Raw genomic sequence first — 21,981 nt, forward strand, 5'->3', positions numbered from 1 at the left:
GGATACGAACGTCCTACTCTATCTATTATATCATTTACTGCTTTAACGAACTTATTATCCTCTATACTTTACACCTAATCCCTTAATGAAATTCCTTGCGTATCTATCGCCACACTCTTTGTAGTTTTTATGGCCTTTTTTTCTTAACAGAGCGCCTAACTCTCCTTTTGTTACCGTAACGCCTACGCTATCTAATATATCAAGTACATCTTCACTCGTTAATGAAAGTGCAATTTTCATTTTCTTTAAAAGAAGGTTATTGGCACTCTCCTTGCTCTGTACAGGTGCCGGTTGTCCTGGTTTCGGATCTTGCTTTCCTCTTTTTAAAGTAATAAATCCATTTAAAAATGCCTCTAACATCATCATATCGCATGTTAGTACGTACTCATCTTCGATTACATCGTCATTTTCAACTTCATGTTGCGGCGCTCTCTTTATTTTTGTAAGCATATCAACTACTTCTTCTTTCGTTACTTCCATCCCGCCAAGTTTAAAGATTTCCACCATATCTATATCTCTTATATCTAAAGCATATCTTACTCTTTTTAATATATCGTTGTTGCTCATTGCCATTGTTTTTCCTCCTGAAATGTTGATTATAATAATGCTTTTAGCATGTGTAAATTAATGTCGTTAAGTTACTACTTTAACATTTTAGGGGGAGGTTTTGTAGTCTTAGGTGGATTAATACTTTTGGGGATGATTTTAAAACAGCAACATATGTTGTTTAGGCATTTTGAATTATCCATTTAAACCCAATCGAATTATAATGCTACTAGAGTTAATATGAGAGAGAATCAATATTGAATTATCTAATTGGTTATAAAGATGCTGAACGAAACTTCGGACATGAGGATCTAATGCTAACAGAATATACATATGGAGAGTCAGGATCTGATACTTAAAAGTACAAAAGGTAGATTTTCTATCCTTTCATAAAACAATACATAACAAGCTCTATATAACCGCATATTATGTGGTCGAAGAATTCGCGCTTATAAAAGATATCAAACTATGTAAAGAAGAATTAAAATCAAATACCGTAAAAGGTATTTTAGTTGGCAATAGGATAACTCCTTCCTTTGAAGATGATATTAATAAAGCAAAAAAGGATGGGATAATCGTACGAAATTACGGATGGGGATTTACAATTAATTAACACACTTGAAAATGGACTAACCTGATATAGGTTAGTCCATTTCTTTTTATACAACTCTAAATTTGTGATACGGTTCACCTTAACTAATCTAAATGAGTTTATTGTTTATTATTTATATAATTAAATTTAACAAGAAAGATTGTGCCTTCCGATCCTGTTTGAATTTCTATTTTTGCATTATGACGGGCAGCAATGGCATAACATATACCTAACCCCAATCCAGTTCCATTATCTTTGGTTGTATAAAATGGAGTACCCAGTTTCTCTAATACTTCAGGCTTGATACCTTTTCCTTGATCTCGCACTGCAAGCACCACACAATTTTGACCTTCCTTGTAAGTGCTAATGGTTAGTACTTTCCTTGTGCTCATCGCTTCTAAGCCATTACGATATAAGTTTATTAATAATTGCCGTATCTCATTACGGTTTAAAAGTAATTCCGGAATGTCATTTGTATCAACTTGAATATATTTATTTTGATTATACGTATCAACCTTTATTAAAGGAATAATGTCGTGAATAATTACATTTAAATCTAACATCTGCAAATCTGATTTCCTTGTATTACCCATTGAGAGAAATTCAGTAATAATAGAATTGGCACGATCAAGTTCTTCAATCATTAATTTAAAGTACTTATTATGTTTCTCATAGGTGTTCTCTTCTTTTAATAACTGCAAAAATCCCCGTACTGCTGTCACTGGATTTCTAATCTCATGACTGATACCTGCTGCCATTTGCCCTATTAACTCTATGTTGGATAACCTTTTCAATTCCTGCTCATATTGCTTTTTTTCCGTTATGTTTTTAAAAATACAACAAATACCATCATCATACGGGTATGCAATAACCTCGTGCCAATATTCATCAGAGGTAGAAAGAAATTCGAAATGAACTGTAGTTCGCTCTGACATTGCACGATGAAATTCCTTATACATAACTGTGTCGACGCTACTCCGGAAAATTTCCCATACATTCTTGCCTAATACATCTTTTGCTGTTTTTCTTTGTGGAAAATATTGATGCTTATTTACGTACGTAAATTCCCATTTATTATTCAAAGTAAAGAATCCATCCGTAATACTTTCAATCACACTTGTAACTTTTTCATTAGCAGCAGCTAGTTCTCTCGTTCGCTCTTCCACCATGCTTTCCAATTGATCCATATATAACAAGTTTGATAACGTAGGAGCTGTGGCATCAACGATAGATTTTGCCAGTTGAATTTTGGAATTATCGTAATTGTGAGCTTTTCCCTCTTTGCCAACGACGATTACCCCTAATACTCCTCCCATTGAAACCAATGGAATCATCAGTAGACCCTTACTATCTATATTTTTTGTTTGAATAACCTCTTGGATCTTGGCTTCATAGCTTTTCTCCATCCAATCCGCTTCTGTCCAATTGCAGTCCTTGCTTAACTTCGTTGTTTTAATCGTTGTTTTGTCTAGCGGGTCTAAAAGGTGGACGCCCATGTTTTTACTCTCTAAAATCTGTCCTAGGTAAAAAAAACATTTATCAAAACTCTCCTGTATCGAGGAACACATTGATAAATCACGGGTAACATTTAGTAACAGCTGCTTCTCGGCAATAAGGTTTTCCTTTTGTGTTAAATTATTTGCGTTTTGAATTGCGACCGCAGCCATATTTACATACGCTTCAACACTTTGAATTTCTGAATCTGTTAAGTTCATTGGAGCTCCATAATCAAATAAAAAAACCAGACCAAATAACTCCTGCCCAAATGAGATAGGCAGAGCTAATAAGGATTTAATTTTGAACGCATCAACTGGTCTCGGATCTGGTCGATGATCCTTTGAGGTATCAGGGATATAGATGGTTTTTTGGGTTTCAATAACCTCTTTTGCCAGTAAGTCTATTTCAGGATCAATTACCTGAGTATCGAGCGTTACGCCATTTATGGTCTCTGGTTTTCCTGCAAACCCTCTAAATGTTCCATCTTCCTGGGGTAAATAAATTCCAACAGCGTTGCACCTAACAATCTCCTCTGATATCGCCATTGTTACACGCTGCAATACTTCACGTAGTTCTAATTTTGTATTTATTATTTTTGTTATATTCGCGAGCCTAGAATATCTCGTCTGATCACTTAACATTCACATAGCCTCCAGTTATAGGCATAATAAAGTAAAACTTTAATCAGCCCTCACCAATCGGGCTTTTACGGGTAGCACGACTCCCACCTAACTTCTTTGCACTAGCTGAATTTTGAGGTGGGAGTTTTACTACCCGGCAAATAGCGGGATAAAATAAACATGATAATATCAGTGAAAATCAAGACCAACCATTTTCTCCTGTATTCATTTCTTATCCTTGTTTTACATAGAATACATCACTTACTTATGATACGGTTCACCTTAATTAAAATGAAACAAACACTAATTAAATCGCTATACCCTATCCCGCTAACTTTCAAAAGTTACAATGTTTCACTATCTCCATCCTTATCAACACTAGCCTCAAACTTATCAAGCAACGCACGCACTTCATCAGTCGATTTCGTGCTCATCAATTGATTTCGTAGTTCAGCAGCTCCAGGGAAGCCTTTTACATAAATTTTGAAGAAGCGATGAAGCCCTGTGATTGAGCGTGGCAGTACTTCTGCATATTGATCTTGAAGATCAAGTTGTAGTCTTAGAAGATCAAGATGTTCTTTACTACTATGTTCTCTTGGCTCTTTTTCAAAGGCAAATGGATTTTTGAAGATGCCCCGTCCGATCATTACGCCATCAATGCCGTATTTTTCGGCAAGTTCCATTCCAGTTTGACGGTCAGGAATGTCTCCATTAATTGTTATTAACGTATTTGGTGCGATACGGTCACGTAATTTTTTAATTTCTGGAATTAGCTCCCAATGCGCGTCTACTTGGCTCATTTCTTCTCTTGTACGTAAATGAATAGAAAGGTTCGCAATGTCTTGTTTGAAAATATGCGTTAACCAATCTTCCCACTCACTTAACTCTTTAAAGCCAAGTCGTGTTTTTACGCTGACAGGTAGTCCGCCCGCTTTTGCTGCTTGAATAAGTTCTGCTGCAACATCTGGACGTAGAATAAGGCCACTACCTTTTCCTCTCGATGCTACATTTGGTACTGGGCAGCCCATATTAATATCGATTCCTTTAAATCCTAGCTCTGCCATGCCAATACTCATTTGACGGAAATATTCAGGATTGTCTCCCCAAATATGTGCCACAATTGGTTGTTCATCTTCTGTAAAAATTAAACGACCACGTACACTTTTCATACCTTCTGGATGACAATAGCTATCCGAGTTTGTAAACTCTGTGAAGAATACATCTGGACAACCAGCTTCACTTACTACGTGACGGAAAACAACGTCTGTCACATCTTCCATTGGTGCAAGTACGAAAAATGGTCGTGGTAAATCACGCCAAAAATTATCTATCATTTCAAATTCAAATCCTCTCACTATGAATACAATTTCAAACTCTCAATTTATAATTTTTGAAAATCAGCAATATTTATTTTAACTAAAATCGTTTCTAAATGGTATTTTTATAAACCAAAAAGCAGATGGTATAGATTTTTTCTATATCAACTGCTTTTTCATTATACCAACTTAAGCCAAGCCACACACTCCACATGAGTCGTATGCGGGAACATATCAACAGGCTGTACTTCCTGCGTTTTATATCCGCCTTCTTCTAATACTTTTAAGTCGCGTGCTAATGTCGCTGGGTTACATGATACGTATACGACGCGTTTTGGCTTCATGTCGATCATTGTGTTTAGTAGTGCTTCGTCACAGCCTTTACGCGGTGGATCTACGACCATTGTGTCAGCAATTACGCCTTCTTTGTACCATTTTGGAATGACTACTTCTGCTTCTCCTACGCCAAATTCAGCGTTTGTCATGTTGTTTAGTGCTGCGTTACGGTTTGCGTCTTCAATTGCTTCTGGGACGATTTCAACGCCGTACACTTTTTTTGCTTTTTGCGCCAGGAATAAGGAGATTGATCCGATTCCGCAATAGGCATCGATTACTGTTTCGTTACCGTCTAACTTTGCGTATTCTAACGTTTTATCGTATAGTACTTTCGTTTGTTCTGGGTTTACTTGATAGAATGAACGTGCCGAAATCGCAAATTTAATGTCACCGATAAAGTCATAAATATATTCTGATCCGTACAGTACTGTCGTTGTGTCTCCGAAGATTACGTTTGTACGCTTCGTGTTTACGTTTTGAACAATTGATTTTACTTCTGGGAATTTCGCAACAATTTCTTCAATGATTGCTTTTTTGTTTGGTAGTTCAGCTGTGCGTGTAATAAAGACAAGCATAATTTCCCCTGTTACTTGTCCGTAGCGAGCCATTACGTGGCGAAGTGTTCCTTTGTTACGCTCTTCGTTGTATGCCGAGATACCATGTTTCTCACAAATACGTTTCACTTCTTGAATTAATGTATCGTTTTCTTCTGCCTGAATTAAGCATGATTCCATATTAATGATGTCATGCGTTCCTTGACGATAGAAGCCAGCTACAAGTCCGCCTTCACGTTCCCCAATTGGTACTTGTGCTTTATTGCGGTATACCCACGGGTTTTTCATGCCAAGTACAGGATGAACAGGAACATCGCTTAACCCGCCGATGCGCTGCATAACGTCGCGTACTTGTTTTTCTTTCGCTTGTAATTGTCCTTCATATGTTAAGTGCTGAAGCTGGCAACCGCCGCACTCATTGTACACTGGGCATTCTGCATCTTTACGATATGGACTTTCTTGATGAAGCTTCATTAAACGACCAAACGCGAAGTTTTTCTTCACTTTAATAATTTTAATTTGCGCTTCTTCACCTGGTAATCCGTTTTTAACGAAAATAGGATAGCCTTTTACTTTCGCAACACCGGCACCATCATGCGTTAAATCTTCAAATACTACATCTATAAACTCGTTTTTTTCAACTGGTGGCGTCATTTTTGTACTCATTTTCCGACCTCTCTTTTTCATAACACTGCGTTACATTTTATCATACTTATATGGTCTATTTCTATTGGAAGAAAAAAAGCTATTGACGATAGTTCTCTAGTAATGTTACGCTACTACTAATTTAATACGGACGATGTTACCTCATATATACTTGATAATATGGATCGAGAGTTTCTACCCGGCAACCTTAAATTGCTGGACTATGGGGAAAACTAATGAATATTAGCCTATGCGCAAAAAAGGACTCATATTGATTAGCTTTCTCTCATAGATGAAAGTGAATCCATATGGGTCTTTTTTTATTTTTATTTTTCTAAAAGGTCAGACATCTTACGTATGACATAAAACCTCTTCGTTTTATTTTTAGTAATATAACGAGCGTTTTATGTACAAACTTTATACGAACTTCTGAAAGGGGCAACTACATGCAATATGTAATGAGCATTATCGGCATTCTTGTCGTTTTAGGTTTATGTTTTGCTTTGTCAAACAACAAAAGTAAAATCAACTTCCGTGCAATTGCTATTATGATTGGTTTTCAAATTTTAATCGGTTGGTTTATGTTTGGCACAAAGATTGGTCAACAAATCATTGTTTTTATTGGTAAAGTTTTCAACAAACTAATTAAACTTGGTACGACAGGTGTCGATTTTCTCTTTAATGGAATTCAAAGAGATTTTGTCTTTTTCTTAAATGTATTATTAATTATCGTATTTTTCTCAGCACTACTTTCTATCTTTAGTTATTTAGGTGTTTTACCATTCATCGTTCGCGTTATCGGCGGTGCACTTTCAAAAATTACTGGTTTACCACGTGTTGAATCATTCCACGCAGTAAACTCTGTATTCTTCGGTTCAAGTGAAGCGTTAATCGTTATTAAAAACGATTTACAGCATTTTAATAAAAACCGTATGTTTATCATTTGTTGTTCTGCGATGAGTTCAGTTTCTGCTTCTGTTACAGCATCATACGTAATGATGTTAGATGCGAAATATGTACTAGCAGCTCTTCCACTAAACTTATTCTCAAGCTTAATCGTTTGTTCGTTATTAACACCAGTTGATACGAAAAAAGAAGATGAAGTGATTCAAAAATTTGATAGAACTCTATTCGGAGACAGCTTTATCGGTGCAATGATTAACGGTGCGCTTGATGGTTTAAAAGTAGCTGGTATCGTTGCCGCATTAATGATCGCCTTTATCGGTGTTATGGAAGTTGTAAACTACGTAATTAGCGCTGCTTCAGGTGCAATGGGATATGCTGTTACTTTACAACAAATCTTCGGTTATATACTTGCCCCATTCGCATTTTTAATGGGTATCCCAGTTCATGATATTATCCCAGCTGGTGGTATTATGGGTACGAAGATTGTCTTAAATGAATTCGTAGCAATCCTTGATTTAAAAGGCGCTGCTGCAACATTAGACCCACGTACAGTTGGAATCGTTACTGTATTCTTAATTAGCTTCGCAAGTATTAGCCAAATTGGGGCAATCGTTGGTACAATCCGTGCCCTTTCTGAAAAGCAAGGAAGCATCGTATCAAAATTCGGTTGGAAAATGCTATTTGCATCAACACTTGCGTCTATTTTATCTGCGACAATCGCTGGATTGTTTATTTAACAAAGAAAATCACCTTTGCTTACACAGCAAGGTGATTTTTTTATTATCATTTAAGAAACTGAGGAAAACTCTAATGCCTCTTCCTTATTAATAATTTCTCCCTTATATTTACCTTTCACCGAAATATCAATAATTGATTTATTTCCTGTTTCCATTTTCCCTAAAGAAAACATATATATTAAGTCATCTTTTTTTAACATCCATTGTTTTCCGTGCCAAGGACCAGTTAACTTCTGCTCTGGCGATGCCAGTATTTCTCCAAAATATTCACATTCTCCTAGAGATGTTTTTACTGTATTCTTCTCCGTATCAATAACTATATGTTTAAGAAGCTTTATACTTTCACTTGAAAAAATCTCTACTTCATGATCACTTTTTTTCTTAAATTTAAGCTTTCCATCCCTTGTATTCACCAATTTACTTTGATCAATTGCATTTAGTACAAACTCATACTCTTCTTTTGTAACACCGAAATTAAGATGATATGGAAGACTTTTTTTCTCAGCATGCTCTTCTACGTATTTTAAATACCATTCCATATTATTCGCTAGATGCTCTCTCATTCTTTGACCAATATTCCCTACTTTTTTAAGAGTATCTGGATCCATCTCTAACGTCATAATATCCGCCGTAACTTCCGCGTTCATAAGATGTGCTGGAATATACTCTTCCACACTATTCACCTTACTCACTTCACTTTGACAACCAACTACAAATAGCGATATGAGAAGGATATATACTATTTTTTTATATTTCATTTTGTTCTCCACTCCGTACATCATTCTACTTAAATTTATAGCGGTTCTTATTATAGTACAAAATCCTTATATTTTAATAAAAAAACTACTACCTATATGCATAATTGCATATTAACAAGCCTTCCTCTTACTTTAAAATTAGCTTAAAACACTTTCCAAATTATACAAATTACAAACGAACAATGTTATAATTTGTAAAAAAACATTGGAGGATATTTATGAAAGCCCACGCCCTTTTCGACTTCTTACATTTACTAGTTTTAAGCATGAAAAGCTATTATGTATGGGGAATGCCTATCTATGTCTTCATTATTCCTCTTATCTTTGTAGTTGGTTATATTATTATCAATTTGAATAAAAAACGAAAGAATACATCTATTCAAAGCCACTAATCTATCACCCTAATCCCCCTAAAAATCATATTCCCCTCATTTTCTTCAAATGATATGATGAACAAGGGTATATCCCCACCACTCTTATAGTGGTGGGGATTTTAATGTAAATATGCAACATAATACACAATAGAAGGTGATTTCATGAAAAAATACGCAGCAATTGCTTTATGTACATCTGCTATTCTAGCAGGCTGTAATACTAGCAATGTAAACCAGGAACCTAAAAAAGAGAAAAAGGTTCAAGAAGTTAAGAAGCAAGAAGAGACTGTGCAAGAACAAGGTAAAATTTCTTATAATCCGATTACACACGAATCTACAAACACAAGTATTCATATTACAGACATAAAAGATGCTTTAACCGAAGTACAATATAAAATTTGGCGCACAGCTGATGGAAAGGAAAGTGCTAAATCTTTTTCTTCTAAAGAAAAAGAGAAACAATTTACACTTCCTTTTGATATAAAAGAATTTGAAGGAAAACGCGGTGAGTTTCAGATTGAAGCAACAGGAATTAAAGAAGATGGGAAAACGATCCCGCTCACGAAATCTACTATTTCTTTCGAGCAAAAAGTGCCTGTTCTTATGTACCACGCAATTGATGATTATCACGGGCAAGGTATTAAAGATTTATTCGTATCGCCTGCTAACTTTGAAGCTCAAATGAAGTATTTAAAAGACAATGGTTATACATTATTAACATTTGAACGCTGGGGCGATATTAATAAAGTAAACAAGCCGATTTTCGTTACATTTGATGACGGTATGAAAAATAATATGAATGCATTTCGCATTTTACAAAAGCTAAAAGATGATACTTTCAAGCCAGCAGCAACGGAATATATGATTGTTGATAACGTTGATGTAGAAGGCGCTCTTTCTACATCTGAAATAAAAGAAATGGTTGATTCAGGTATTTTTTCTGTACAATCTCACACAGCATCACATGCAGACTTGCCGAAAATTACAAACTATGAAGAAGAATTAAAAGGATCGAAAGAGAAGCTCGAAAAAATAACAGGTAAGCCTGTTATCGCAATTGCTTATCCATTCGGTCATGTAGACGATAAAGTTGTCGCAGAAACAAAGAAATCCTATCAATTTGCAACGACAACGAAGCCTGGACAATTCATTACGAAAGGTGAACCGGATGAGTTGTTAAAAATGAAACGTGTCCGTATACACCACACAACTACTGTGGAGCAATTCGCCTCTTCCATTAAATAAATGTGAGAGCTCAATACATTTTGAGCTCTCTTTTTACTTTATATTTATATATATTTTTAGAATTTTCTTGTATTATATATAGTAAGAAATCTTTCAAACTAAAGGAGATTATACATATGTCATTTGAACAAACGTTAGAGAAATATGCTGCTCTTGCAGTCAATGTTGGTGTTAATATTCAACCCGGACAAACTTTATCAATTAGTGCACCTCTTGAGGCTGTACAGTTTGTACGCCTCGTTACAGAAAAAGCATATAAATCTGGTGCAAAACACGTATATGTTGATTGGAATGATGAGACGTTAACACGCTTAAAGTTCGATCTAGCTCCTGAAGAAGCTTTCTCTGAATTTCCTTCTTGGAAAGCACATGCTCGTGAAGAATTAGCAAAAGAAGGCGCTGCATTTATGTCTATTTATGCAGAAAATCCTGATTTATTAAAAGGTGTAGAAGCAACACGTATCGCAACTGCTCATAAAGTAGCCGGTGAAGCGATGAAAGTATACCGTGATTACGTACAAGCGGACAAAGTAAGCTGGTGTGTTATTTCTGTTCCTACGAAAGAATGGGCTGCGAAAGTATTCCCTGATGTAGCACCAGAGGAACAAGAAGCTAAACTATGGGATGCTATCTTCAAAGCTACTCGCGCTGATTTAGAGAATCCTGTGGAAGCATGGAAAGAACATGATGAAACGCTACATACAAAAGTTGATTACTTAAACGAAAAGCATTATAAAGCTCTTCATTATACAGGTCCTGGAACAGACTTAACGATCGAACTTCCAGAAAAGCATATATGGGCTGGTGCTGGTAGCCTAAATGAAAAGAACGTACCATTTATGGCTAATATCCCAACTGAAGAAGTATTTACAATGCCACTTAAAACAGGTGTGAACGGCCAAGTGTCTAGCACAAAACCGTTAGCATTTGCAGGTAACATTATCGATCACTTCACGTTAACATTTGAAAACGGACGTATCGTAGACTACAAAGCTGAATCTGGTGAAGAAGCTTTAAAACATTTAGTAGAAACAGATGAAGGCTCTCACTTCTTAGGAGAAGTAGCTTTAGTGCCTCATAACTCACCAATTTCAAACACAAATATTTTATTCTACAATACGCTATTTGATGAAAACGCATCTTGCCACCTTGCAATCGGAAGCGCTTATGCATTTAACTTAGTTGGCGGAAAAACAATGTCTAAAGAAGAACTTGCTGAAAATGGTGCAAACGCTAGTATTACACACAACGACTTCATGATTGGATCAGCTGAGCTTGATATCGACGGTATTACAGCTGATGGAAGACATGAGCCGATTTTCCGTAAAGGTAACTGGGCGTTTTAATATAAGAGGAGGCTACCCCAATGGGCAGCCTCCTTTTATTATGTCGTTTTTTCCGGCACATCAATATATTTCAAAAATCGCTGATATAAATTGTGACAAAGAAAAAAGCTATCTTCTACAAAAGATAGCTTTCATGATGCCGATGACACCTTAAGTCCAATTACTCCTAGAACAATAAAGAGAATACAACACGCTTGGAATAAGTTAATATGCTCTTTAAAGAAGTACACACTAATAATTGTAATAAGTAGTGTCCCTAGGCCGGACCAGATCGCATAAGCAATACTTAGGTTAATCTTCTTTACAACGATAGCAAAGATACTGAAGCAAATACCATAAAAAACGAAAATAAGGACACTTGGAACAAGCTTTGTTAAACCGTTTGATAACTTCATCGCAATCGTTCCAGCTACTTCAAAAATAATTGTTACGAGTAACAATAGCCAATATACCATACTAGAATCTCCTTCTCTGTTACCTTATAGAGATTCTAGTATACTACTTATAATCCTAATGAAATATATTTAACCTCTAAATATTCCTCAATGCCGAAATGGCCTCCTTCGCGGCCGATACCACTTTCTTTAAAGCCACCAAATGGTGCTTGTGCAACTGATGGAAGTCCATCATTCAAACCGATAATACCGTACTCTAACGCTTCGCTAATTTGGAATGCTTGGCTAATATCTTTTGTGAAAATATAAGCAGCTAAACCATATGGTGTATTATTTGCACGCTCGATTACTTCTTCAACTGTTTTAAATTTAGCAACTGGTGCAACTGGTCCAAATGTTTCTTCATTCATACAAAGCATCGTGTCATTTGCCAATCCAATTACTGTTGGCTGAATGAAATATCCATCTAACTCTGCAAATTTTTGGCCACCATATAAAACCTCTCCACCCTTTTGAATTGCATCTTCAATATGTTCTTGTACTTTCGAAATTGCATTCGCATCAATAAGTGGACCTACAGTTGTTCCTTCACCGAATCCGTCTCCAACTTTAAGTTGCTCTACAGCTTTTGTGAACTTCTCTGCAAATTCTTCGTACACTTCTTCTTGAACAAAGACGCGGTTTGTACATATACACGTTTGTCCTGCGTTACGGAATTTCGAACCGATTACCGCTTCTACCGCCTTATCTAAATCAGCATCATTCATAACAATAAATGGAGCGTGACCACCTAATTCAAGCGAAACCTTTTTCATCGTTTGCGCAGCGCTAGCCATTAATTCTTTCCCAATTTCAGTTGATCCTGTAAAGGAAACTTTTCGAACGCGCTCATCTTCCATCCACGTATCAGCAATTGCTTTTGCACTACCTGTTACAATATTTATTACACCTTTTGGAATGTCTGCTTCATGTGCTAATTCAACTAATTTCAATGCAGTTAATGGCGTTTGACTCGCTGGTTTCACAACTGCCGTACAACCTGCTGCAAGCGCCGGTGCTACCTTTCTCGTAATCATAGCGGCTGGGAAGTTCCACGGTGTAATAGCTGCCATAACCCCAACTGGTTGCTTCATAACTAAAATGCGCTTATTCGGATGAGAAGCAGGAATCATTTCACCGTATATTCTCTTTCCTTCTTCTGCGTACCATTCAACAAAACTATTTGCATAATTCACTTCACCAAGTGCTTCTGCAAACGGCTTCCCTTGCTCTCTCGTCATGATTGCTGCAATTTCTTCTTTATTTTCATCAATGAGTGTGAACCACTTTTTTAACTTTACTGCACGATCCGCTGCCGTTAATTTTGACCATAATTTAAAAGCCTCATGTGCAGCATCAACTGCTTGCTTTGCCTCTGTAATCCCGCCCTTTGGTACCGTTGCAAATACTTCCTTTGTCGCTGGATTATTTACTTCGATTTGTTCTTGTAGTGTAATCCACTCACCATTTATATACATCGCTTTTTTCTCTAAGTTTACGAACATCGCTTTTTTATCCAATGTTTTCTTCCTCCTCTATAAACTTCTTAATTTTCCTAGTAGCAGCAGATTGACTTATTTGCAAAAACTCAGCCACTTTATAACTTGATCCATACGTTTTATACGCTTTAAGAATAATATTTCTCTCTACCTCTTCCAGCATTCTATAAAGACTTTGTCCGGATTGTTCAACTGTTGCCTCTTGCATAGATAGTGGCAAATCTTCTACCGTTACAAAATCATCAGCAGTGATAACAATTCGTTCAATTACATTTTCAATCTCTCTATTATTTCCTTCCCAAGGGTACCCTACAAACATTTGCAACGTACTAGGAGCTAACTTCACATCACGTCCGTACTTTTTATTAAAATGCTGTAAATAATGATAAATGAGCGGCAAAATGTCTTCTGTTCTCTCCCGAAGTGGCGGAATTGAAATTGGAATGACATTCAGACGATAGTATAAATCTTTCCGGAATGTTCCTTGTTTCACCATCGTACTTAAATCTCTATTTGTTGCCGCTACAATTCTAACGTCCACCTTTTTTAACTCTCTTCCGCCTATAGGACGAAACGTTTTTTCTTGTAATACTTGCAAAAGCTTCGCTTGAATTTCAAGCGGCATTTCACCAATTTCATCTAAGAAAAGAGTTCCTTTATGCGCTGATTCTAATAACCCCTTTTTCCCTTCACGATTTGCACCTGTGAAAGAACCACCTGAATATCCAAAAAGCTCTGATTCAATTAAATTCGTCGGTAATGCCGCACAATTAATTTCATAGAAATTTTCATTCTTCCGGTGACTTACTTCATGCAAATGACGTACTAATCGGCTTTTACCCACTCCAGTCTCACCTAAAACGAGAACTGTACTATCTACTACAGATACTTTTTTTATTGTTTCGACTATTTTTTGCATAGCGCTACTTTTAAAAATAAGACCTTCGTGTTCATATGTTTCTCTTAATTCTTTTTTATATGTTTTTAACTGATTATCCATCTCCTCTACCTTTTGACGTAATTGATAGAGTTCTGTAAGATCACGAGAATAACTAATCACTCTTCTTAAATTTCCTTCATCATCAAAAACAGGTCTTGTACGAACATGCAAATACTCTCCTGATTTTGTTGTTTGAACAAGTTCAACTGGTCTTTTCTTTTCAATTACTTCTAATGTTGCAGACGGATAAAAAATTCCTTCTTTCTGTAGTTCTTTTACATGCTTTCCTACTAATTCCTTAGCAGAGAGTTGGTAATGTCTTTCACACATACTATTTACACGCACAACGATTCCTTTATCATCTGTAACAAAAATTTCGTCAAATGCATATTCAAATACATCTTGTAAATCCATCAACACTCGTTCCTTTTCTGCAACCATCCTAGCCACTCCCTACTTCATATCCATCGATTCACTTTACTACCTTTATTATAAAGTGAATTTTCTGCATTTTATATAGAGTAAGCTAGAATGTTTGCGATTTATAATTCAGTTTTTAAACACGAGCGATGTTTGCTTGCTCATAACAAGCTTGCAATGATTCTTCAATTATTGTTAAACCTTCCTCTAGCTGCTCATCTGTAATAACTAATGGCATTAACACGCGAATAACATTTCCATATGTTCCTGCTGATAGTAGAAGTAATCCCCGTTTATTTGCTTCCGCACATAAATTAGCTGCCAATGTTTTGTCAGGCGCTTTCGTCTTACGATCTTGAACGAGCTCAAATGCACACATTGCCCCTAAGCCACGCACATCACCAATGCAATTATATTTATTTTTCATCTCTTCAAATCGGTTCATTACGACTTTTCCTAATTCTATCGCTCTATCATTTAATTTCTCTTTTTCAATTACATCAAGCACAGCTAATGCAGCCGCACATCCTAGTGGGCTTCCTGCATACGTTCCTCCCAGCTCTCCCGGTGCAGACTCATTCATAATTTCTTTACGGCCAATAACACCACTAATCGGTACACCAGCACCTAGTGATTTAGATACTGTAATTAAATCCGGAACGACATCATAATGATCAATTGCAAAGTATTTTCCGGTACGACTAAAGCCTGTTTGAATTTCATCAGCTACAAATAAAATACCGTGCTCTGAACAAATACTGCGTACTTCTTGAACAAATTTCTTACTTGGAACGATAAATCCACCTTCCCCTTGAACAGGTTCCATCACAACGGCTGCAATTGTTTCTGGTGCTACTTCTGATATGAAGAAGTTCTTAAACTCTTCAATGATAAAATCATCATACTGCTCTTCTGTTAACCCTTCTGGACGACGGTATTCATATGGGAATGGTGCTTTATAAACTTCTGGAGCAAATGGACCAAATCCAAATTTATATGGTTTTACTTTACTTGTCATCGTCATTGTCATTAATGTACGCCCATGAAACCCTTTAGAAAATGCGATAATCCCAGGTCTCTTCGTATATTTACGAGCGATTTTCACCGCATTCTCAACTGCTTCTGCACCACTATTTAAAAACAGGACTTGTTTATCAAAACTTCCTGGCGCTAATACAGCAAGCTTTTCCGCTAATTCAATATATGGCTCATACATCATGACATTAAATCCCGTATGAATATATTGATCTACTTGTTTATGAAGTGCTTCTTTAACAGCTGGATGACAATGTCCTACGTTAATCGTCCCTATTGCTCCTGCAAAATCAATGTACTGATTACCATCAACATCTGTTACAAGAGCTCCATCTGCAGACTGTACGAATGTTGGAATACCATTACTTACTCCTTTTGGTACTATATTTTGGCGGCGTTCTAATAAAGACGCTGCTTTCGGTCCTGGAATTTGTTCATTTACTTTAGCAAATTTTTTTGTGTTCATTGTGTACCCCATCCTTTTCTATACAATGTTTTCTCTTTATATTGCAAGATGTATGCCAACTTCCCCTTTCTAGTATTCATCCCATCCTCTTAATATCTCAGCATAAAAAACAAGTCTATAAAGACTCATAAAGAGTCTTTATAGACTTGTTCGTTTATACATTAGACTTTCCTTGTTTCCAAATAAACTCACCTGAATGAGAAATTAAACCTTCAACAGATTGTAACACTAAATCTGCAAGTGGTTCTAACGTTTGACGATCACCCGTACCAGATAGTACACCAATAGCATAGCAGTCGCCACCATTTTTCGCTAAATGTAAATCCGTCGGTGTATCCCCGACGACCGCTACTTCACATGTTTCTAAATTAAATCTCTCACAAAACGATTCTATAATTCTTTTATCTGGTTTTTGTGCCGGAAACGTATCTGAGGCTATGACACAATCAAAAAAGGGTTCTAATTGATACTGCTTTAAAAATAATTCTGTCGGTGCAAAATCATCAGCTGTGACGATACCTAAAATAAGCCCCCTATCCTTTAATGCTTGTAAAACTTTTGGTAAATCTGCCGTCATCCTCATATGTTCTCGATACTCATACATAAGAGAAAACAACTTTTCACTTACCCATTCATGCATCTCTTCTTCTCTAGATGAAACGATATACTTACAAATCCCCTTCGCTACATCAAAGCTCGTTCCAGCTGCTAGCGCACTACGCGGATGAACAACTGCTCCGTCTACGCCAATCTCTTTTAATATAACCTGCTGCATTGATTCTGGTAATTGATATAAATTTATACATTCAGCTACAAGCTCTTCAGCTACTTTTATCCAAATTGAATGAAAATCCATTAATGTCCCATCTTTATCAAATAGTATTGCTTTTACCTTCTCCATAGCACCCTACCTCTCATTTCTTATCTCTTCTAGTGTATCAATAAAATATGGATATAAAATAAACGGATTGTAAAAATACCATAAAAATCAAACTAACTTCCAATTTACAATTCACCTGCATAAAGTGAAACTTTAATCAGCGGGAGAATCTTATTACTCGCAAATAGTGAGGTAAAAGCAAAAAAAAGATGCCTTTACAGGGCATCCTCTTGGTGTTCTGGAACAAATAGTTCCAGACAATGATATATATTTTCGAATTCCATCGGTGCATCTCCACCATATTCACCATCTAAATTAATCATTAATTTATCTGGTGAATGCACTTTAATTCGATTCGCTTGTGTATATAGCACTTTTGGATTGTTAATATGTTCCCCTCGCTGCGCTTGTGTTGCTGCTTTAATTAAATCAGCGATAGAACCTTTTTTCAGCACTAATAAATCAAATAACCCATCGTTAATAGACGCATATGGTGCTACCTTTTCAAATCCACCAACTGAACGAGTATTTGTAATTAAAAACATCGTAATTTCTTCTTGTAGTAACTTCCCATCATACTCGATTTCAACATATGTTGGATGTAATGATGGTAACATTTCGATTCCTTTTAAATAGTAAGCAAGTTGACCTAATACCGTTTTCAGCTTACTTGGCACTTCATATGTTAATTCTGTAATACGGCCGCCACCAGCAATATTAATGAAATATGTATCATTCGCTCTACCAAGATCTAACGGAACTGTTTTCCCTTCACAAATAATATCCGCAGCCTCTTCAATAGCACGAGGTACACCAATCGCACGCGCAAAATCATTTGTCGTTCCAACTGGAATAATTCCAAACTTTGGACGATGTTCATGTCCTACTAAACCGTTCACCACTTCATTTAACGTACCGTCACCACCAGCTGCGATAACAACATCAAACTTACGATCCGCAGCTTGCCTCGCTGCCACAGTCGCATCTCCAGGACCAGTTGTCGCATGACAAGACGCTTCATATCCAGCTTGTTCTAATTTTTGTAATACTTCTGGTAAGCTCTTCTTAAATAGCTCACGTCCAGAAGTAGGGTTATAAATAATCCTTGCTCGCTTCATCATTTATTAGCACAGGAAATTTCTTTATGTATCGAAAAAGAACATACCGAACTTCTATTCAGTATTCCCATGCCTACCTCCTCTCATCTTCCTATCCTTCTTTTATCCCGCTCAAACAGGCAGTAAGAACCCGATTCGTGTAGCCCATCAAAAGTAAATATTCATTTCAATGGTTTTGTTTTATTTTACAAAAAAATTTATGTCCATCTATTTCCTCACATCAATTTACATATAACGAATAATAATTATCTATTATTTCATGAGATGAAAAAAACCTCTATGTCTAGATTTATCATTATTCCCACCTTTTTGCAACTATCATACCATAGTTGCTATACAAACATTTTTTCACTTTTGACAGTTAATCAAACGTTTATTTAAATTATTTTTCACCATTTAAACAAACGTTTGATTAACTCAGAAAAAACACCCAAATACGGGTGTTTTTTCTGTTTAATCTTTAAAAATCTATACTATTTTAGCGCTCAAAAATAAGAATTCCTCTTTTATTTTTATCGCTTATTAATCTCTTCAAGTAAGATTTTGTTAACAAGTGGTGGGTTGGCTTGTCCTTTTGTCGCTTTCATAATTTGACCAACTAAGAAGCCAATTGCACGGTCTTTACCGTTTTTAAAGTCTTCGATAGATTGCTCATTATTATCAAGAATTTCTGTTACAACTTTACGAAGTGTACCTTCGTCAGAAATTTGAACAAGACCTTTCGCTTTAACGATTTCTTCTGGGTCTCCACCTTTTTCAATTAATTCGTTAAATACTTTCTTCGCGATTTTAGAAGAAATTGTACCTTTTTCAATTAATTGAACCATTTTAGATAAACCAGCAGGCGTTAATGCAACGTCTTTTAATTCTTTTTGTTGTTTGTTTAAGTATGCAAGCACTTCACCCATTAACCAGTTTGATGTTAATTTCGCATCAGCACCGTCTGCAACAGTTGCTTCAAAGAAATCAGACATTTCTTTCGTTAATGTTAATACGTGTGCATCATAAGCCGGCAAGCCAATTTCTTCAACATAGCGAGCTTTACGTGCATCTGGAAGTTCTGGAATCGAAGCACGTACTTTTTCTTTCCACTCATCGTCGATGTAAAGTTCAACTAAGTCTGGCTCTGGGAAGTAACGGTAATCGTCAGATCCTTCTTTTATACGCATTAAGATTGTTTTCTTCGTTGCTTCATCATAACGACGTGTTTCTTGTTGGATGATACCACCAGATAATAATTCTTTCTCTTGGCGCACTTGCTCATGCTCAAGACCTTTTTGCACGTAAGTGAAAGAGTTTAAGTTTTTCAGTTCTGCTTTTGTACCGAACTTCTCTTGTCCAACTGGACGAAGTGAAATATTCGCATCACAACGAAGAGAACCTTCTTCCATCTTACAATCAGATACACCTGTATATTGAATGATTGATTTTAACTTCTCTAAGTACGCATATGCTTCTTCTGGAGTACGCATATCTGGCTCAGATACGATCTCGATTAAAGGCATACCTTGACGGTTGTAGTCTACTAATGAACCATCAGCTGTATGCGTTGATTTACCAGCATCTTCTTCTAAATGAAGACGTGTAATACCGATACGTTTCTTTTTACCGTCTACTTCGATTTCAATCCAACCATTTTCACCAATTGGCTTATCAAATTGAGAGATTTGGTAAGCTTTCGGATTATCTGGGTAGAAATAGTTTTTACGGTCGAACTTCGTTTCCGTTGCGATTTCACAGTTTAATGCCATTGCAGCTTTCATTGCAAAGTTAACTGCTTCTTTATTTAAAGTAGGAAGTACCCCTGGGTATCCTAAGTCAATTACACTTGTTTGTGTATTTGGCTCCGCTCCGAATTCTGTTGGACTCGCAGAGAAAATTTTCGAATTTGTTTTTAACTCAACGTGAACCTCTAAACCAATAATTGTTTCTAAATTCATCTATGCTCGCCTCCTTACAGACTTGCTTTTTTTGTATGATAGTCTGTTGCTTGCTCAAACGCATGTGCAACGCGGTAAATTGTCGCTTCATCGAAGTGTTTACCAATGATTTGTAGACCAAGTGGCATGTTGTTAGCACCGAATCCACATGGAACAGAAATCGCTGGAACACCCGCTAAGTTTACTGGGATTGTTAAAATGTCATTTGCATACATTGTCATTGGATCGTCCACTTTTTCGCCCACTTTAAATGCCGGAGTTGGCGTTGTCGGTCCAATAATAACATCATAGTTAGCAAATACATTTTCAAAGTCATTTTTAATTAATGTACGTACTTGTTGTGCTTTTTTGTAATATGCATCATAGTAACCAGAGCTAAGTGCAAATGTACCAAGCATAATACGGCGTTTTACTTCATCTCCGAAACCTTCGCTACGTGTGTTTTTGTAAAGATCTAATAAGTTATTTACATTATCAGAACGAACACCGTAACGTACACCATCAAAGCGTGAAAGGTTAGCTGATGCTTCAGAAGAAGATAATAAGTAATACGTTGCTAGAGCGTATTTAGAGTGCGGAAGAGATACTTCCTCCCAAGTTGCGCCCATACCTTCTAACACTTTTAATGCAGCTAGTACTGACTCACGAGCTTCTTCGCCAACACCTTCGCCTAAGTATTCTTTCGGTACAGCAATGCGTAAACCTTTAACGTCGCCTGTTAAACCAGCTAAGTAGTTTCCTACTTCAACGTTTGCAGAAGTTGCGTCCATGCGGTCAATACCTGAAATAGCTTGTAATAGGTATGCATTGTCTTCTACTGTACGTGTAATCGGTCCGATTTGGTCAAGTGAAGATGCGAATGCTACTAATCCGTAACGAGATACGCGTCCATAAGTTGGTTTTAAACCTACAACGCCGCAATATGCGGCTGGCTGACGGATAGAACCACCCGTATCAGAACCTAGAGAGAATAATACTTCTCCTGCTGCTACAGCTGCTGCAGAACCACCACTAGATCCGCCTGGAACGTAATCTAAGTTCCATGGGTTTTTCGTAGCATAGAAACCTGAGTTTTCATTTGAAGAACCCATTGCGAACTCGTCCATATTTAACTTACCGATTGTAACTGTGTCAGCAGCTTTTAGCTTTTGTACAACTGTCGCATCGTAAATTGGATCGAAGTTTGCTAACATTTTGCTCGCACAAGTTGTACGAAGACCGTTAGTTACAATGTTATCTTTTACACCGATTGGCATACCGAATAATAAACCATTATCTTCAGCACCAATCTTTGCATCTAATTCTTTCGCTTTCGCGCGTGCATTTTCTTCATCTAATGTAAGAAAAGCTTTTACGTTATCTTCAACATCCGCAATACGTTTGTAAGATTCTTCTACTAAATCCGTAACGGAAATTTCTTTGTTGTTTAACTTCTTATGTAACTCTGATACCGAATGATCAAATAATGACATCGAAATTCCCTCCTCTATTCTAATACTGCTGGAACACGGATTTGATTATCTTTGTGATCCGGTGCATTTTTTAATACTTCTTCTACTGGTAAACCTTTTTCTGGTACATCTTCACGCATAACATTTTTCATAGTTAATACGTGAGTTGTTGGTTTTACATCAGTTGTATCTAATTCATTTAACTGTTCTGCAAATGTAACAATTGCATCTAGTTGTTTTTGAAATTTTTCTGCTTCTTGATCAGTAATTGCAAGACGTGCTAAATGTGCTACGTGCTTTACATTCTCAACGGAAATTCTTGACAC

General features: G+C 36.5%; 17 protein-coding genes and 1 riboswitch. Of the genes, 3 read left to right on the forward strand and 14 right to left on the reverse strand.

What is annotated here, in order from left to right:
- Positions 1–54 precede the first annotated feature (54 nt).
- From JDS80_RS13685 to rlmD, 4 genes are all read right to left on the reverse strand, one after another.
- The gene (locus JDS80_RS13685; RefSeq protein WP_199638900.1) at positions 55–573 is read right to left on the reverse strand and encodes a YehS family protein; all 519 of its coding nucleotides are present in this window, start codon (positions 571–573) and stop codon (positions 55–57) included.
- A 684-nt stretch (positions 574–1,257) separates the two neighbouring features.
- A complete protein-coding gene (locus JDS80_RS13695; RefSeq protein WP_199638902.1) occupies positions 1,258–3,276 on the reverse strand; it encodes a GAF domain-containing sensor histidine kinase in 2,019 nt (672 codons plus the stop codon).
- A 323-nt stretch (positions 3,277–3,599) separates the two neighbouring features.
- Positions 3,600–4,589, reverse strand: a complete 990-nt coding sequence (locus tag JDS80_RS13700; RefSeq protein ID WP_071747221.1) for a tRNA dihydrouridine synthase — start codon at positions 4,587–4,589, stop codon at positions 3,600–3,602.
- Between the two features lie 161 nt (positions 4,590–4,750).
- Positions 4,751–6,127 carry a 23S rRNA (uracil(1939)-C(5))-methyltransferase RlmD gene (gene rlmD, locus JDS80_RS13705; RefSeq protein WP_199638904.1) on the reverse strand — a complete coding sequence of 459 codons (1,377 nt, stop codon included), beginning with the start codon at positions 6,125–6,127 and terminating at the stop codon, positions 4,751–4,753.
- 121 nt (positions 6,128–6,248) lie between these two features.
- Positions 6,249–6,350, forward strand: a riboswitch (purine riboswitch).
- A gap of 202 nt (positions 6,351–6,552) precedes the next feature.
- Here rlmD and JDS80_RS13710 point away from each other — a divergent pair.
- Complete coding sequence (locus JDS80_RS13710) at positions 6,553–7,749, forward strand: NupC/NupG family nucleoside CNT transporter (protein WP_071747219.1); 1,197 nt, start codon at positions 6,553–6,555, stop codon at positions 7,747–7,749.
- A 50-nt stretch (positions 7,750–7,799) separates the two neighbouring features.
- On the opposite strand, the gene JDS80_RS13715 is transcribed toward JDS80_RS13710, so the two are convergent.
- Entirely contained in the window at positions 7,800–8,507 is a 708-nt protein-coding gene (locus JDS80_RS13715) for a hypothetical protein (RefSeq protein ID WP_199638906.1), read from the reverse strand.
- Between the two features lie 536 nt (positions 8,508–9,043).
- Here JDS80_RS13715 and JDS80_RS13720 point away from each other — a divergent pair.
- Together JDS80_RS13720 and JDS80_RS13725 are read left to right on the forward strand one after the other, a co-directional pair.
- Positions 9,044–10,126 (forward strand): polysaccharide deacetylase family protein, encoded by a 1,083-nt coding sequence (locus JDS80_RS13720; RefSeq protein WP_199638908.1) that lies wholly within the window; start codon positions 9,044–9,046, stop codon positions 10,124–10,126.
- A gap of 116 nt (positions 10,127–10,242) precedes the next feature.
- Positions 10,243–11,472: an aminopeptidase gene (locus tag JDS80_RS13725; RefSeq protein WP_199638910.1), complete on the forward strand. Its 1,230-nt coding sequence runs from the start codon at positions 10,243–10,245 to the stop codon at positions 11,470–11,472.
- 131 nt (positions 11,473–11,603) lie between these two features.
- Here JDS80_RS13725 and JDS80_RS13730 read toward each other — a convergent pair whose 3' ends face one another.
- The 9 genes from JDS80_RS13730 to gatC form a co-directional block, all read right to left on the reverse strand.
- On the reverse strand, positions 11,604–11,927 hold the full coding sequence (locus JDS80_RS13730; RefSeq protein WP_071772037.1) for a DMT family transporter: 324 nt from the start codon (positions 11,925–11,927) through the stop codon (positions 11,604–11,606).
- A 47-nt stretch (positions 11,928–11,974) separates the two neighbouring features.
- Positions 11,975–13,426: an NADP-dependent succinate-semialdehyde dehydrogenase gene (gabD, locus tag JDS80_RS13735; RefSeq protein ID WP_199638912.1), complete on the reverse strand. Its 1,452-nt coding sequence runs from the start codon at positions 13,424–13,426 to the stop codon at positions 11,975–11,977.
- Positions 13,419–14,786 (reverse strand): sigma-54 interaction domain-containing protein, encoded by a 1,368-nt coding sequence (locus JDS80_RS13740; protein ID WP_071747213.1) that lies wholly within the window; start codon positions 14,784–14,786, stop codon positions 13,419–13,421. The genes gabD and JDS80_RS13740 overlap by 8 nt, the downstream gene beginning before the upstream one ends.
- 115 nt (positions 14,787–14,901) lie before the next feature.
- Positions 14,902–16,266, reverse strand: a complete 1,365-nt coding sequence (gene gabT, locus JDS80_RS13745) for a 4-aminobutyrate--2-oxoglutarate transaminase (protein WP_071747212.1) — start codon at positions 16,264–16,266, stop codon at positions 14,902–14,904.
- 154 nt (positions 16,267–16,420) lie between these two features.
- Positions 16,421–17,167, reverse strand: a complete 747-nt coding sequence (locus JDS80_RS13750; protein WP_199638914.1) for an HAD family hydrolase — start codon at positions 17,165–17,167, stop codon at positions 16,421–16,423.
- A 194-nt stretch (positions 17,168–17,361) separates the two neighbouring features.
- The gene (locus JDS80_RS13755; RefSeq protein ID WP_000977668.1) at positions 17,362–18,267 is read right to left on the reverse strand and encodes a diacylglycerol kinase; all 906 of its coding nucleotides are present in this window, start codon (positions 18,265–18,267) and stop codon (positions 17,362–17,364) included.
- A 509-nt stretch (positions 18,268–18,776) separates the two neighbouring features.
- A complete protein-coding gene (gene gatB / locus JDS80_RS13760) occupies positions 18,777–20,204 on the reverse strand; it encodes an Asp-tRNA(Asn)/Glu-tRNA(Gln) amidotransferase subunit GatB (protein WP_071747210.1) in 1,428 nt (475 codons plus the stop codon).
- A gap of 14 nt (positions 20,205–20,218) precedes the next feature.
- Positions 20,219–21,676 carry an Asp-tRNA(Asn)/Glu-tRNA(Gln) amidotransferase subunit GatA gene (gene gatA / locus JDS80_RS13765; protein ID WP_000051449.1) on the reverse strand — a complete coding sequence of 486 codons (1,458 nt, stop codon included), beginning with the start codon at positions 21,674–21,676 and terminating at the stop codon, positions 20,219–20,221.
- A 14-nt stretch (positions 21,677–21,690) separates the two neighbouring features.
- Positions 21,691–21,981, reverse strand: coding sequence for an Asp-tRNA(Asn)/Glu-tRNA(Gln) amidotransferase subunit GatC (gatC, locus tag JDS80_RS13770; protein ID WP_000086999.1), 291 nt, complete (start codon positions 21,979–21,981; stop codon positions 21,691–21,693).

It is taken from the genome of Bacillus cereus group sp. N8, assembly GCF_016483685.1.
GTDB classification, from domain to species: domain Bacteria; phylum Bacillota; class Bacilli; order Bacillales; family Bacillaceae_G; genus Bacillus_A; species Bacillus_A proteolyticus.